The organism is Caulobacter sp. GW821-FHT12A07, from assembly GCF_058807655.1.
In genome coordinates, this window is record NZ_JBXAQX010000007.1 from 49,251 (window position 1) to 63,254 (window position 14,004).

Annotated in this window: 13 protein-coding genes; 9 read left to right on the forward strand and 4 right to left on the reverse strand. The window is 69.1% G+C overall.

Annotated elements, in window-relative coordinates:
- Window position 1: 1 nt before the first annotated feature.
- Both AC1RRS_RS15435 and metH read left to right on the forward strand, forming a co-directional pair.
- On the forward strand, window positions 2–400 hold the full coding sequence (locus AC1RRS_RS15435) for a DUF4259 domain-containing protein (RefSeq protein ID WP_492855903.1): 399 nt from the start codon (window positions 2–4) through the stop codon (window positions 398–400).
- Window positions 397–3,075, forward strand: a complete 2,679-nt coding sequence (gene metH / locus AC1RRS_RS15440; RefSeq protein WP_492855904.1) for a methionine synthase — start codon at window positions 397–399, stop codon at window positions 3,073–3,075. The genes AC1RRS_RS15435 and metH overlap by 4 nt, the downstream gene beginning before the upstream one ends.
- 179 nt (window positions 3,076–3,254) lie before the next feature.
- Here metH and AC1RRS_RS15445 read toward each other — a convergent pair whose 3' ends face one another.
- Both AC1RRS_RS15445 and AC1RRS_RS15450 read right to left on the reverse strand, forming a co-directional pair.
- A complete protein-coding gene (locus tag AC1RRS_RS15445) occupies window positions 3,255–4,376 on the reverse strand; it encodes a HupE/UreJ family protein (protein ID WP_492855905.1) in 1,122 nt (373 codons plus the stop codon).
- Window positions 4,377–4,626: 250 nt separating this feature from the next.
- Window positions 4,627–5,763 carry a DUF3500 domain-containing protein gene (locus AC1RRS_RS15450; protein ID WP_492855906.1) on the reverse strand — a complete coding sequence of 379 codons (1,137 nt, stop codon included), beginning with the start codon at window positions 5,761–5,763 and terminating at the stop codon, window positions 4,627–4,629.
- 189 nt (window positions 5,764–5,952) lie between these two features.
- Between AC1RRS_RS15450 and AC1RRS_RS15455 the strand changes: the two genes are divergently transcribed.
- Entirely contained in the window at window positions 5,953–7,401 is a 1,449-nt protein-coding gene (locus tag AC1RRS_RS15455; protein ID WP_492855907.1) for a GH1 family beta-glucosidase, read from the forward strand.
- A 180-nt stretch (window positions 7,402–7,581) separates the two neighbouring features.
- Here the strand turns inward: AC1RRS_RS15455 and AC1RRS_RS15460 are convergent, their stop codons facing one another.
- Window positions 7,582–8,472, reverse strand: a complete 891-nt coding sequence (locus AC1RRS_RS15460; RefSeq protein ID WP_492855908.1) for a hypothetical protein — start codon at window positions 8,470–8,472, stop codon at window positions 7,582–7,584.
- A 295-nt stretch (window positions 8,473–8,767) separates the two neighbouring features.
- On the opposite strand from AC1RRS_RS15460, the gene AC1RRS_RS15465 reads away from it, so the two are divergent.
- The 6 genes from AC1RRS_RS15465 to AC1RRS_RS15490 all read left to right on the forward strand — a co-directional run bounded on the left by AC1RRS_RS15465 (window position 8,768) and on the right by AC1RRS_RS15490 (window position 12,888).
- Window positions 8,768–9,463, forward strand: coding sequence for a tellurite resistance TerB family protein (locus tag AC1RRS_RS15465; RefSeq protein ID WP_487288414.1), 696 nt, complete (start codon window positions 8,768–8,770; stop codon window positions 9,461–9,463).
- A 124-nt stretch (window positions 9,464–9,587) separates the two neighbouring features.
- On the forward strand, window positions 9,588–9,887 hold the full coding sequence (locus AC1RRS_RS15470; protein ID WP_110117930.1) for a hypothetical protein: 300 nt from the start codon (window positions 9,588–9,590) through the stop codon (window positions 9,885–9,887).
- A gap of 33 nt (window positions 9,888–9,920) precedes the next feature.
- Window positions 9,921–10,202 carry a hypothetical protein gene (locus AC1RRS_RS15475; protein WP_492855909.1) on the forward strand — a complete coding sequence of 94 codons (282 nt, stop codon included), beginning with the start codon at window positions 9,921–9,923 and terminating at the stop codon, window positions 10,200–10,202.
- 52 nt (window positions 10,203–10,254) lie between these two features.
- A complete protein-coding gene (locus tag AC1RRS_RS15480; protein ID WP_492855910.1) occupies window positions 10,255–10,545 on the forward strand; it encodes a putative quinol monooxygenase in 291 nt (96 codons plus the stop codon).
- 73 nt (window positions 10,546–10,618) lie between these two features.
- The gene (gene hisC, locus AC1RRS_RS15485) at window positions 10,619–11,677 is read left to right on the forward strand and encodes a histidinol-phosphate transaminase (protein WP_492855911.1); all 1,059 of its coding nucleotides are present in this window, start codon (window positions 10,619–10,621) and stop codon (window positions 11,675–11,677) included.
- 119 nt (window positions 11,678–11,796) lie between these two features.
- Window positions 11,797–12,888: an NADH:flavin oxidoreductase gene (locus tag AC1RRS_RS15490; protein ID WP_487288410.1), complete on the forward strand. Its 1,092-nt coding sequence runs from the start codon at window positions 11,797–11,799 to the stop codon at window positions 12,886–12,888.
- A gap of 175 nt (window positions 12,889–13,063) precedes the next feature.
- Here AC1RRS_RS15490 and AC1RRS_RS15495 read toward each other — a convergent pair whose 3' ends face one another.
- Entirely contained in the window at window positions 13,064–13,975 is a 912-nt protein-coding gene (locus tag AC1RRS_RS15495) for an SMP-30/gluconolactonase/LRE family protein (protein WP_492855912.1), read from the reverse strand.
- Window positions 13,976–14,004 lie beyond the last annotated feature (29 nt).

A 14,004-nucleotide genomic window follows, 5' to 3' on the forward strand; every position in this document is an offset into this window, starting at 1 on the left:
CATGGCCTGGGACACCGGACCCTTCGAAAACGACGAAGCCGCCGACTTCATCGCCGATCTGGCCGAAGCGCCCGACTGGCGCGCGGTGGTGCTGATCCTCGACCACGTGACCAAGGCCGCCGGCTATCTGGAAGCGCCCGAGGCCGAGATGGCCGTGGCCGCCGCCGCGGTGGTCGCCGCCGCCTTGAGCGAAGCCGCGCTGCTGCCGGCCGACCATCAGGGCCTGAAGGCGGAACTGGGCGCGCCGCCGGAAGGCGCGGCTCGCCTGGCCAAGGCCGCCCTGGCCCGCGTGGTCGGCCCGGCCTCCGAACTCGACGAACTCTGGCAGGAAGGCGACGGTCACGACGGCTGGCTGACCCACATCGCCGGCCTGCAAGCTATTCTGAGCGCATCCCAATGAGACCTGTCTTCGTCAACATCGGCGAGCGCACCAACGTCACCGGCTCGGCCAAGTTCAAGAAGCTGATCGTCGAGGGCAATTTCAGCGAGGCCCTGTCGGTCGCCCGCCAGCAGGTGGAAGCCGGCGCCCAGGTCATCGACGTCAACATGGACGAAGGCCTGCTCGACAGCGAGCAGGCGATGGTCACCTTCCTGAACCTGATGGCGGCCGAGCCCGACATCGCCCGCGTGCCGGTGATGATCGACAGCTCCAAGTGGGAGGTGATCGAGGCCGGCCTGAAGTGCGTGCAGGGCAAGGCGATCGTCAATTCGATCTCGATGAAGGAAGGCGAGGCCAAGTTCATCGACCAGGCCAAGCTGTGCCTGCGCTACGGCGCGGCCGTGGTGGTCATGGCCTTCGACGAGGTCGGCCAGGCCGACACCGCCGCCCGCAAGATCGAGATCTGCGAGAAGGCCTACCGTATCCTGGTCGACAAGGTGGGTTTCCCGCCCGAGGACATCATCTTCGACCCCAACATCTTCGCCGTGGCGACGGGGATCGAGGAGCACGACAACTACGCCGTCGACTTCATCGAGGGCACGCGCGAGATCAAGAACCGCTGCCCCTGGGCCCGGATCTCGGGCGGGGTGTCGAACGTGTCGTTCAGCTTCCGCGGCAACGAGCCGGTGCGCCGGGCGATCCACTCGGTGTTCCTGTACCACGCCATCAACGCCGGCATGGACATGGGCATCGTCAATGCCGGCGACCTGCCGGTCTATGACGACATCGACCCGGTGCTGCGCGAAGCCGTCGAGGACGTGATCCTCAACCGTCCGCAGCGCGATCCGGTGCAGAGCAACACCGAGCGCCTGGTCGACATGGCCCCGCGCTACAAGGGCGAGAAGGGCGCGGCCCAGCAGGTCAATCTGGCCTGGCGCGAGGGCACGGTGGGCGAGCGCATCACCCACGCCCTGGTCAACGGCGTCACCGAGTTCATCGAGGCCGACACCGAGGAGGCGCGCCTGGCCGCCGAGCGTCCGCTGCACGTCATCGAAGGCCCGCTGATGGACGGCATGAACGTCGTCGGCGACCTGTTCGGCGCGGGCAAGATGTTCCTGCCGCAGGTGGTCAAGTCGGCCCGCGTGATGAAGCAGGCCGTTGCCTGGCTGATGCCGTTCATGGAGGCCGAGAAGGAAGGCCAGGTCCGCAAGGCGGCCGGCAAGGTGCTGATGGCCACCGTCAAGGGCGACGTCCACGACATCGGCAAGAACATCGTCGGCGTCGTGCTGCAGTGTAACAACTACGAGGTCATCGACCTGGGCGTGATGGTCCCGGCCGACCGCATCCTCGACGAAGCGAAAAAGCACCAGGTCGACATGATCGGCCTGTCGGGCCTGATCACCCCGTCGCTGGACGAGATGGTGTTCGTGGCCGCCGAGATGGAGCGCCAGGGCTTCAACATCCCGCTGCTGATCGGCGGGGCCACCACCAGCCGCACCCACACGGCGGTGAAGATCGAGCCGGCCTATCGGCGGGGCCCGACCACCTATGTCGTCGACGCCAGCCGGGCGGTCGGCGTGGTCTCGGGCCTGCTGTCGGAAAGCGAGCGCGACCGGATCATCGGCGAGACCCGCGCCGAGTACGTCAAGGTGCGCGAGCAGTACGCGCGCGGCCAGACGGTCAAGGCCCGCACCGCCATCGGCGAGGCCCGCAAGCGCAAGTACGCCATCGACTGGAAGGGCTATGCGCCGCCCAAGCCGCTGTTCACCGGTACGCGGGTGTTCGAGCCGAGCCTGGCCGAGCTGGAGCCGTTCATCGACTGGTCGCCGTTCTTCGCCAGCTGGGAGCTGATCGGCCGCTATCCGCAGATCCTGGACGACGACGTGGTCGGCGAGGCCGCCCGCGACCTCTATCGCGACGCCCGCGTGATGCTCGACAAGGTGATCGCCGAGAAGTGGTTCGGGGCCAAGGGCGTGATCGGCTTCTGGCCGGCCCAGGCGGTCGAGGACGACGTGGTGCTGTACAGCGACGAGACCCGCACGGTCGAGATCGCCCGCCTGCACACCCTGCGCCAGCAGATCGACAAGGGACCGGGCGAAGGCAAGGCCAACCTGGCCCTGTCGGACTTTGTCGCGCCCGTGGGCGGCCCGGCCGACTATGTCGGCGGCTTCGCGGTGACCGCTGGTCACGGCGAGGATGAGATCGTCAAGAAATTCAAGGACGCCGGCGACGACTACTCGGCGATCATGGCCTCGGCGCTGGCCGACCGCCTGGCCGAAGCCTTCGCCGAGTGGCTGCACCACAAGGCTCGAGTAGAGCTCTGGGGCTATGCGCCGGAAGAGGGCTTCGACGCCGATCGCCTGATCGCCGAGAAGTACCAGGGCATCCGTCCGGCCCCCGGCTATCCGGCCCAGCCCGACCACACCGAGAAGGGCACGCTGTTCCGCCTGCTCGACGCCGAGGCCGCCACCGGCATGGCCCTGACCGAGAGCTTCGCCATGAGCCCGGGCGCGGCCGTGTCGGGCCTCTATTTCAGCCATCCGCAGAGCCACTATTTCGGGGTCGGCAAGATCGACTTCGACCAGGTCGAGGACTACGCCCGCCGCAAGGGCTGGGACCTGGCCACGACCGAGCGCTGGCTGTCGCCGATCCTGAACTACGACCCGCTGGCTAGGGCGCGGGGGGCGGCGGCGTAAGACGGTATCCTCTTAACTCCCGTCATTCCCGCCCTTGTGGCGGGAACCCCTGGTTCCGCTCGCAGGTGAGGTGCAAGCGGACTGCTCAGCAGTCCGCCCCATCCGCCCTTGCGGCTGACAGAGGGTTTCCCGCCACAAGGGCGGGAATGACGGGAGTTTTGGAGAGGGCGGGGGCAGGTCTACGCCAGCCGCGCGTAAAGCCACACCATCGACGCCACGAGCGCGCCGGCCCCCAGCGCCCAGCGGGTCCACACGCCCGCCGCCTTGCGCCTGAGCACGAACACCACCGGCGCCACCGCCGCGACGATCAGCAGCTGCACCAGCTCGATCCCCAGATTGAAGCCCAGCGTCGCCGCCACCAGCTGGCCGGTCGAGAGCTGCAGCGCGCTCAGCGTCTCGGCGAAGGCCAGGCCGTGGACGAGGCCGAAGCCGCCGGCGATCCAGGCTTCGCGCCGGGGGAAGATCGGCCGCAGGGCGTGCAGGGCCGAGATCCCCACCGACAGGGCGATCAGCGCCTCGACGACCTTGCCGCCCGGCGGCAGCCAGCCTAGGGCCGCGCCCAGCAGCGAGATCGAGTGGCCGACCGTGAAGGCGCTGACCCGGGCGAAGGTGGCCCACAGCGCCTTGCGGGCGTCGCCGACCGGCCGCCAGCGGCCGTTCTCGGCGACCAGCGGCGCGGTCAGGATCAGGGTGACCAGGAACAGCAGGTGGTCTGCGCCCTCCAGGATGTGGCGCGCGCCCATGACGACCATGCTGGTCCAGGCCGGCCAGGGCGAGCCCTGGACGCGGTCGATGCGGATCTGCCGGGTCTCGGCTCGCAGCGTTCCCAAGAGGCGCGGCTTGTGCGGCAGCACGTTGCGCGCCCAGTCCTGCTCCAGGGTCAGCACCGCCGAGTGGGTGGCGATCTCGCGGACGATGACCTCGTAGTCCAGCATCAGGGAGTCCGGCGCCGGGCCGGGCGGCGGGGTCAGGTCGACCTCTACCGTCCATTCGTCGGTGGGGAAGGGGACCTCGTCGACGCTGAGCACCTGCACGCCCCAGGCCGCGCCATTTGGCGAGCGCGGCTGGACGCGGTCCTGGACGTAGGCCGCCACGCCCGCCGCCGTCAGGGTGGGGCGTCCGTCGCCGAGCGGCTTGGGAACCAGCCCGGCCTGGAGGAAGGCGACCTCCAGCCGGTCGGCCGGCAGCCGCAGATGCAGCCGCCAGGCGTGGTCGAGCACGCGGATCTGGACGAAGGACTTGGCCATCGGGTGGGCGATGGCCAAGCCCGTGGTCAGGAGGGCTATCGTGAGAACAGCCATCCATGCCGCGAGACGGGGGAAAGAGCGCACTCCCTTCCTCCCGTCATTCCCGCCCCCCGGGACCAGCCGAAGGCTGGCCCGAGGGCAGGCCAAGTGGCGGGAAACCCTGGTTCCGCTCGCAGGTGAAGCGCCAGCGGACCACCGGCGGTCCGCCCCATCCGCCCTTGCGGCTGACAGAGGGGTTCCCGCCACAAGGGCGGGAATGACGGGAGTGGGGGGAGAGGCGGCGTTAGTCATTGGACGGGCTGCCTCAGAACGTGAAGTTGCCGCCATAGTCCGCCGTCTTGTCGCGCCAGATGCTGTGGTAGTGGTTGGCGCTGAACACGACGCCGCTCTGGACGCTGAGTTCGATCCAGACGCGCGGGCCGTCGATGCGGACGTAGGAGCCCTTGGTCGATAGGTCCGAGTAGGACGCCCACGAGATGTAGGTCGAGGCCAGGGCCGTGTCGGTCGTGTAGGCGTCGGCCTGGCCCGTGCCGTTGGCGTCGGCGGCGTAGGCGTTGATCGCCGCCTTCACCAGCGCCTGCTGGGTCGAGCTCAGGCTCGAGACCGCCAGCCCCGACTGGGTCGAGGGGAAGTCGCCGTCCTCCTGCGGGCCGACCAGCACGTCGTCATAGGCCTGGGACAGCTTGGCCGAGGCCAGCTGGGTGGACGACAGGCCGCTGAGCATCGCCGCCAGGGTATCGTGCCGGGTCTGCATCGGCGTGTAGGCCGTGCCGCCGTAGGTGAACGACAGCGGCTCCACCCCGACGAAGTTGGGGGTCATGCTGACATAGTCGCCGGTGACGCTGGCCATGAAGGTGTAGTGGTGGCCGGAGAACTCCAGGATCCACGGGCTGGAGGTCGAGGGCGTGCCGAGGAAGGCGACGTAGTAGAGGTTCTGGCCGTAGCCGCTGGCGGCGGTGGCGAGGTATCCGTCGGCGGCGCGCAGGCCGGTCATGGTCGACTGGCCCTGGGTGGTCAGGGCCGCGGCGATCAGGGCCTCGGCGGCGGTCTTCTGGTCGGTGCTGAGCGCGCTGAGCGCCAAGCCCAGGCGGCTGACCGAGCCGACCGGCAGGTTCGACCAGTGGTCGGTCGCGTTGGACGAGGTCAGGCTGTAGCTGACCGAACTGAGCTGGCTGCTGCTGAGCGTGGCCCGGAACACATTGGCCAGGCAGACCAGCTGTGCGCCTTGGGTGCTCTCCGAGCAGGACGTCGAGGCCGTGCTGCTGGAACTGGAGCTGCTCGAGCTGCTGCTGCTGGACGAGCTGCTCGACGAGGAACTGCTGCTGGAGCTGCTGGAACTGGAGCCGCCGCCGCCTCCGCAGGCGGCCAGGCCCGCGGTCAGGGCCATGGCGACGACCGCCGCGACCAGGGCTGAGTTTTTTCGGGCGCCTTCGAGGGCCATGGGTTCTTCCCAAAATGCGATGTTCTGGGACCCAGGGGTGAACGCCGTTCTTTCCCGACCTATGTCCGGCCTGACAAAATGTACGGCGGTTGAAGTGACAAAATCGCGGGCTGGCCAAGTATCCGGTTATAGCTGCATTGTTCCCCCAACGGAGGTTGTGAACCTCCGATCCAAAGCTGGGGGTGGAGCGTGGATCAGGCGGGCATGAGCCGTCGGGCGCTGGGCGCGTTGGCGGTCGGCGGAGCGACGGCGGGGTTGTCAGGGTGCGGGACGCAGCGGCCCGGCGACGTGCAGCCGAAGTCGCGCGATTTTCCCAGGGACTTCGTCTGGGGCACGGCCACCGCGGCCTTCCAGACCGAGGGCTCGCCCGACGCCGACGGGCGCGGCCCCAGCGTCTGGGACGTGTTCCAGGACCTGCCGGGCAAGATCATCGACGGCTCGAACGCCAAGGTCGCCACCGACAGCTATCGCCGCTGGGCCGACGACGTGAACCTGGTGGCGGGGGCGGGGCTGGGCGGCTACCGGTTCTCGATCTCGTGGTCGCGGCTGCTGCCCACCGGGGCCGGAGCCGTCTCCCAGGCGGGGATCGACCACTATTCCCGGCTGATCGACGGCCTGCTGGAAAAGGGCGTCACGCCCTACGCCACGCTGTTCCACTGGGACCTGCCCCAGGCCCTGCAGGATCGCGGCGGCTGGGCGGCGCGCGATACGGCCCAGGCCTTCGCCGACTACGCCGCCCTGGTCGGCGAGCGGCTGGGCGACCGGCTCAAGCGGATCATCGTGCTCAACGAGCCGGCCGTGCACGCGGTGTTCGGCCACGTCACCGGCGAGCATGCGCCGGGCCTCAAGGACGTCGCCCTGCTGGGGCCGGTGACCCATCACATGAACCTGGGTCAGGGACTGGCGATCCAGGCCCTGCGGGCGGCCAAGAGCGACTTTTCCATCGGCACCACCCTGGCCTTACAGCCGTGCCGGCCGGCGGGCGGCGGGCTGGCGTTCTGGAACCGGCTGGCGTCGGACGGGCTCGACGCGCTGTGGAACCGCGCGTGGTTGGATCCCCTGCTGAAGGGCGAATATCCCGACGCCATGAACGAGTTCCTGGGCGACCGGGTGCGCTCGGAGGATCTTTCGACCATCCGCCAGAAGGTCGACTTCATGGGGGTGAACTACTACGCGCCGGCCTATATGCGCCTGGCGCCGCTGTCGCCCGGCAAGATCGCGCCGGCCGCGCCGCCCAAGGGCGTGGAGCTGGACGCCTTCGGCCGCCATGTCGATCCGTCGGGCCTGGCCGAGGTGCTGGGACGGCTGCGGACCGAGTACGGCAACCCGCCGGTGTTCGTCACCGAGAACGGCTGCTCGGACCCGTTCGGCGACGGGCCGGGCATCCAGGCCGACACGTTCCGTATCGCCTTCCTGCGCCGGCACCTGCAGGCGGTGAAGGCGGCCATGGAGGCCGGCTCGCCGGTGAAGGGTTTCTTCGCCTGGTGCCTGATCGACAACTGGGAATGGGCGCTGGGCTACCGCTCGAAGTTCGGCCTGGTGACCCACGACCGGGCGAGCGGGGTGCGAACGCCCAAGGCGTCGTACGCCTGGTACGCGGCCCTGGCGCGGAGCGGGGTGTTGCCAACGGCGCCGTGAGGACCGCCGTCTTTCTATCCGCCCGTCATTCTCGCCCTTGTGGCGAGAACCCCTCTGTCAGCCGCAGGTGCGGATGGGGCGGATCGCTGGCGATCCGCTTGCGCTTCACGTGCGAGCGGGTCCAGGGGTTCCCGCCACAAGGGCGGGAATGACGGGAAGAAAGGGAAGCGAGCTAAATCCTTAGTCCGGCTTGCAGATCAGCACGTCCTTGCCGCCGCGCTTGGCGGACAAGAGGCTGCCGGCGCAGGCCTGCGGGTTGGCGGGATCGATGATGATCTCGCGGCCGGCCGGGATCTTGGCCGGGGTCGCGCCGATGGGGGCCAGGGGCTTCTTGACCGCCGGGGCGGCCACGGGCTTGGCGGCGACCGGCTTGGCCGCCGCGGGCTTCTGGACGGCCGGCTTCTGCACCGCGGCCTTGGGCGCCGGCGCGGGGGCCGAGACCTCGACCTTGGCGGCAGGCGCTTCGGCGGGCGCGGCGGGCTCCTCGACGGGCGGCGGCGGGGCCGGTTCGGGCGTTTCGGCCTGCGGCTCGGGCTGGGCCGGCACGGCGCTTTTCACGTTGTAGTTCAGGGCCTGGCCGAACAGGTTGGACTTCTTCTCCAGGGTCTTGGCGCGGGTCTCGCAGTCGCCGGGCGGCGACCAGCTCATCCACACCTGGGCCAGGCGCGCCTTGTCGATGGTTTCCGAGCCGCCCCAGATCGAGCGGCCCTTCTTCATGGCCGCCGCGCCGTATTCCGAGATCGGACGCGGGCTGGCCTTTTCGGCGGCGGTGATGGCCGAGGCGTAGATCCTGAGGTCTGAGCGCGCCTGGGTGCGCATCGCCGGATATTCCTTCAGCGCCGCGGCCGCGCCGTCGGGGCCGGGGAAGGCCTTCTCGATCCGCGTCACCTCGGGCATGACCCGGTCGTACAGGTCGATGTAGCCGCCGAGCGCGCCATAGCACCAGGCGATATAGCCGTACTCGTCGCTGGGCGGCGTGGCCGCGGGCTGGGTGCGCGGCGGCGGAGCGGCGGTGGTCACGGGCGCGTCCTGCGCCATCAGGGCGAGGGCGAAGAGAAGAGCGGTCGCCATACGGCCGGGAATCCTTTCGGTAGCGTCAGCGGACTGACTAGATCATTTCGGGCCGCAATGGGACCGCAGCATGGCGCCGGCGGGACCAACCCGCGCTCCAAGCTCGACCATAACGACGCAAGCGCCGGATGGCTCCGAAGTTCGCGGCGATTCTGAACAAGTTTACATGTGCGGCGCAGCAATCGCCGGGTGGGTGCGCCGCGAGGCGTGTGCTATGAGGCGCTTCCGGAGCGTCATCCTGGAGACGTTCGGATCCGTATCTCCCAGGACCGGCCGGCTTTTAAGACCCCTCCGCATGACCTTCTGGCGCAACATCGCAAGCATCGCGGCCCGCCGTCTGGACCTGGCGGAGTGCGCCGAGTGTCCGCCCGGACCGCCGGGACAGGATCCGGCCTTCTCGACCGCGGTCACGGCGCTGGGCGCCAAGCTGGCCAAGGCCGACGGCAGCGCCGACGGCCACGAGTTCGCGGCCTTCTCGCAGGTCTTCCACCCGGATCCGGCCTCCGAGCAGAACATCCACCGCCTGTACGACCTGGCCCGCCAGACCACCCACGGCTTCGAGAGCTACGCCAAGCGGCTGGCCAAGCGCTATCGCTCGTGCCCGCAGCTGTTGGAAGACGTGCTCGACGGCCTGTTCCACATCGCCAAGGCCGACGGCGCGGTGACCCAGGACGAGCTCGACTACCTGGAGCGGGTGGCCGAGCTGTTCGGCCTGTCGCCGCTGGCCTTCCGCCGTCTCAGCGCCACCCACCTGGGGGCGGGGGCCGACGATCCCTATGTGATCCTCGACGTGGCGGCCGACGCCGACGACGCCGCCGTGCGCAGCGCCTGGAAGCTGGCGCTGTCGGACGCCCACCCCGACCGGGCCCGGGCCCGCGGCCTGCCGGCCGAGTTCATCGAGGTGGCCGAGGCCAAGGCGGCCGCGATCAACGCCGCCTTCACCACCGTCATGCGCGAGCGCAGGGAACTCGGACTGGCCGCCGCGGGTTGAGCGGAAAAGTCTTTGTGATTGAACCCAATGGGTGTTCAGTTGACGTTCAGACCTCCGAAGCCAACCTAAGGGGCGAGGACGGAGATTCTGGGCGCTTCGGCGCCGATCGAGGACGACGATGACCATGACCCTGGGCGCGAACATCGGCGCGACGCAGTCTTCGGCTTGGCGCGGCCTGGCTGGAGTGATCGGCGGCGTGGCCACGGCGATCGCCGTTTCGGTGGCCGCCATCGTCGCCGTCGTGTTCGCAGCGACCCTGGTGGTGGTGGGCTTCATGGCCACCGCGCTGCTGGGCCTGGCCGCCTTCGCCCTGCGCGGCCGCCGCCACGCCCACGCCAAGGCCAACGCCGATCCCAACCTGATCGAGGCCCGCAACGTCGGCGGCCACTCGTGGGTCGCCTACGGCTGGAACGAGCGGCGCTGACCTGATCCTGGGCTTCGGTCCGACCGCCGCGCCGTGCTCGAACGCATTCCAAACTGGGTTCCAGCGGTGTTCACCTGTGCGGTGATCGCCAACCTGATCGCTTTCGCCGTGGTTTGCGGCCGTTACGGCTGGGCGCTCGGCGGCAAGGTCGAGGCCGGGCGCTATTTCCTGAACAACCACGGCCTCTATACGCGGGTGAGCCAGCAGGTCTTCGTACTCGACGCGGCTTGGTCCTACACGTCCCTGCTCGGGATTCTGTCCCTGTACGCCCTGGCGAAGGCCCATAAGCGATCCGTCTCCGGGACGAGCTTGTAACTTCGCTCGTGCTCGTCCAACCTGCTTTTCAAACAAACGTTGGGAGGCGAGCATGATCGGCGTGGTGGCGACCCTGAAGGTCCAGCCGGACAAGACGTCCGAGTTCGAAGCGGTGTTCCTGGGGCTGGCCGCCAAGGTGAAGGCCAACGAGCCGGGCGCGATCGTCTATCAGCTGACCAAGTCCAAGACCGAGGCCGGCGTCTACAAGGTGCTGGAGCTTTATGCCTCGGAAGACGCCCTGAAGCATCACGGCGGCACCGACTATTTCAAGGCCGCCGGCGCGGCCATGGGGCCGTTCATGGCCGGCCGTCCGGAGATCGAATATCTCGACGCGGTGGAGTAGGGGCCAACCCCGCGCTTGACGGGCGGCCCAGGCTTCGCGCATCCCGGCGGCGAAAGTCGTTTGGAGCAAGACCTTGAGCCGTTTCTGGAGCCCGCTGGTCCACAAGCTGTCGCCCTATGTGCCGGGCGAGCAGCCGAAGATCGCCGACCTGGTCAAGCTGAACACCAACGAAAGCCCCTATGGGCCTTCGCCCAAGGCCGTCGAGGCGATCGCGGCGGCGGCGGGTGAGGCCCTGCGGCTCTATCCCGATCCGACCTCCAGCGCGCTGCGCGAGGCCCTGGCCGCCTATCACGGCGTGGCCGTGGAGCAGGTGTTCGTCGGCAACGGCTCGGACGAGGTGCTGGCCCACGCCTTCCGCGCCCTGCTGGGGCACGATGCGCCGCTGCTGTTCCCCGACATCACCTACAGCTTCTATCCGACCTATTGCCGGCTGTTCGACGTGGCCTACGAGACCGTGCCGCTGGCCGATGACCTGTCGGTGCGGATCGAGGACTATCGCCGTCCGGCCGGCGCGATCATCGTCGCCAACCCCAACGCCCCGACGGGCGTCGCCCTGACCCGCGCCGAGATCGCCCGCCTGCTGGCCGAGCATCCTGACAAGCCGGTGGTGATCGACGAGGCCTATGTCGATTTCGGCGGCGAGAGCGCCATCCCGCTGGTCGCCGACCATCCCAACCTGCTGGTGGTGCAGACCATGTCGAAGTCGCGGGCCCTGGCCGGCCTGCGGGTCGGCTACGCCATTGGCGACGCGGCCCTGATCGAGGGGCTGACGCGGGTGAAGGACAGCTTCAACTCCTATCCCCTTGGCCGTCCCGCCCAGGCCGGCGCGCTCGCCTCGATTGAGGACGAGGCCTTCTTCCAGGAAAGCTGCGCCAAGGTGATCGCCGGCCGCCGTCGCCTGGTCGAGGGGCTGGAGGCGCGCGGCTTTACCGCCCCGGCCTCGTCGGCCAACTTCGTCTTCGCCCGCCACGCCTCGCGGCCCGGCGCCGAGCTGGCGGCGGAGCTGCGCAAGCGCGGCGTCATCGTTCGTCGCTTCGACGCCCCGCGCATCGGGGACCACCTGCGGATCACGGTGGGGACGGACGGCCAGATCGACCGTCTGCTGGCGGCGCTGGACGAAATCCTGGGATAGGGGTTTTCTTTCCGAACGGGCCACACCAGATACAACGACCGTTGCAGTATTTCTGCATGGCGGTCGCTCCGAACAAGTGTTTGGATCGCATCGGTTCATACTCCTGCTGGAGCGCCCGCATGGCCCTCGACGCCCTCTTCAAGCCCTTCGAGTTCAAGTCGCTGAAGCTGCCCAACCGGGTGGTGATGGCGCCGATGACGCGGTCGTTCTCGCCCGGCGGCGTGGCCACCGACGATGTGGCGGCCTATTACGCCCGCCGCGCGGCCGCCCAGGTCGGCCTGATCGTCACCGAGGGCACGGGCGTGGCCCGCGCCGCCTCGCTGAACGACGCCAACATCCCGCGCTTCCATGGCGAGAAGGAACTGGCGGCCTGGAAGAAGGTGGTCGACGACGTCCACGCCGTCGGCGGCCTGATCGCGCCGCAGCTGTGGCATGTGGGTTCGGCCAAGGGCAAGGACGTGCTGGGCAAGATCGACAGCCCCTCGGGCGTGTCCAAGGCCGGCGGCTCGCCGTTCACCGAGCCGATGACCGACGCCGAGATCGCCGACACCATCGCCGCCTTCGCCACGGCCGCCGCCGACGCCAAGCGCCTGGGCTTCGACGCCATCGAGCTGCACGGCGCCCACGGCTACCTGATCGATCAGTTCTTCTGGAACGGCACCAACCTGCGCGACGACGGCTTCGGCGGTCCGACCATCGCCGAGCGCAGCGCCTTCGCGGCCGAGATCCTGAAGGCCGTCCGCGCCGCCGTCGGCCCGGACTATCCGGTGATCATCCGCCTGTCGCAGTGGAAGCAGCAGGACTACGCGGTGAAGAACGCCGAGACCCCGCAACTGCTGGAAGCCTGGCTACAGCCCCTGGCCGACGCCGGCGCCGACATCTTCCACTGCTCGCAACGCAGGTTCTGGGAGCCGGAGTTCGAGGGCAGCGACCTGAACTTCGCCGGCTGGACCAAGAAGCTGACCGGCGCCCCGACCATCACCGTCGGTTCGGTGGGCCTGTCGGGCGAGTTCATCGCGGCCTTCGGTGGCGAGGGCAGCCAGCCGGCCTCGATCGACGGCCTGCTCGAGCGCCTGGACCGCGGCGAGTTCGATCTGGTCGGCGTCGGCCGGGCGCTGCTGCAGGATCCCGAGTGGGTGGTGAAGATCCGCGACGGGCGCGAGGACGAGCTGCAGAGCTTCTCGCGCGAAGCGCTGGGGGTTCTGTACTGATCTTCCCGATCCCTCTCCCCTTGCGGGAGAGGGTGGCCTCCCGGAGGGAGGTCGGGTGAGGGGTTGCACGTGCGGAAACGCCGCGACAGCCGATCAGCTGTCGCGGCGTTTTGCGTTTGAGAGACCCCTCATCCGTCGGCTTTCGCCGACACCTTCTCCCGCAAGGGGAGAAGGATCATTGATTGAAGTTCAGCCTCAGCCCCGGCCGCTCCCACCGCCCGCGCCAGAGCTTCCCGGTTCCCGACCCGGTGATCCACACGTCCCGCAGATCCGCCCCCCCGAAGCAGAGGTTGGTGACGATCACGTCCGGGACCGCAACGTGCTGGGTCGTCCCGTCCGGCGAGAAGGCCGTGATCCCGCCGTTGATGATCGTCGCGACGCACACCCGCCCATCGGCCTCGACCGCCAGGCTGTCGAGCAGCTGGTAGCCCGGCAGGTTGCAGACCACGCGGCCGGGGTGGAGCGGGGCGGGCGGGGCGAGCTCGCCGGGGGCGACGACGTCGAAGGCCCATAGGCGGCCCAGCATGGTGTCGGCCACATAGACCACGTCCTGCGCCGGCGACAGGCCCACGCCGTTGGGCGAGATCAGGTGGTCGCGGGCGCGCACGATGTGGCTGCCGTCGGTCCGGGCGTAGTACAGCGCGCCGTACTTGCGACCCTCGGGCGTCGAGCAGCCGTGATCGGTGAACCAGAACCCGCCCTGCCTGTCGAAAACGAGATCGTTGGGGCCGACCAGCCGCTTGCCGTCGCAGGCCTCGTAGAGCGTGGTCACCGCGCCGGTGGCAAGGTCCACCCGCTGGATCGAGCCGCCCTGGTGGCTGGCAGGCGTGGGGCCGGGGATGTTCAGCCCGCCCATGTCGAAGAACTCGAAACTGCCGCCGTTGTTGGTGACATAGACCGCGCCGTCCGGACCGATCGCCGCGCCGTTGGGACCGCCGGGCAGGTCGGCGACGGTGGTGCGGGTTCCGTCCGGCGCGATGCGGGTCAGGGTCTGGCGCTGGATCTCGACCAGCAGCACCGAGCCGTCGGCCATGGCGATCGGGCCTTCGGGGAATTGCAGGCCTTCGGCGACGAGGGTCAGGTCCATGTCGTCTCGCTCCCTGGATGCGCGTCTCT

Excerpts from the sequence above, each read along its gene's own strand:
- AC1RRS_RS15495 (WP_492855912.1), bottom strand. The coding sequence starts at position 13,975 with ATGGACCTGACCCTCGTCGCCGAAGGCCTGCAATTCCCCGAAGGCCCG.
- AC1RRS_RS15460 (WP_492855908.1), bottom strand. The coding sequence starts at position 8,472 with ATGGCGACCGCTCTTCTCTTCGCCCTCGCCCTGATGGCGCAGGACGCG.
- AC1RRS_RS15470 (WP_110117930.1), top strand. The coding sequence starts at position 9,588 with ATGACCCTGGGCGCGAACATCGGCGCGACGCAGTCTTCGGCTTGGCGC.
- AC1RRS_RS15465 (WP_487288414.1), top strand. The coding sequence starts at position 8,768 with ATGACCTTCTGGCGCAACATCGCAAGCATCGCGGCCCGCCGTCTGGAC.
- AC1RRS_RS15445 (WP_492855905.1), bottom strand. The coding sequence starts at position 4,376 with ATGGCTGTTCTCACGATAGCCCTCCTGACCACGGGCTTGGCCATCGCC.
- AC1RRS_RS15435 (WP_492855903.1), top strand. The coding sequence starts at position 2 with ATGGCCTGGGACACCGGACCCTTCGAAAACGACGAAGCCGCCGACTTC.
- AC1RRS_RS15490 (WP_487288410.1), top strand. The coding sequence starts at position 11,797 with ATGGCCCTCGACGCCCTCTTCAAGCCCTTCGAGTTCAAGTCGCTGAAG.
- AC1RRS_RS15480 (WP_492855910.1), top strand. The coding sequence starts at position 10,255 with ATGATCGGCGTGGTGGCGACCCTGAAGGTCCAGCCGGACAAGACGTCC.
- metH (WP_492855904.1), top strand. The coding sequence starts at position 397 with ATGAGACCTGTCTTCGTCAACATCGGCGAGCGCACCAACGTCACCGGC.
- AC1RRS_RS15450 (WP_492855906.1), bottom strand. The coding sequence starts at position 5,763 with ATGGCCCTCGAAGGCGCCCGAAAAAACTCAGCCCTGGTCGCGGCGGTC.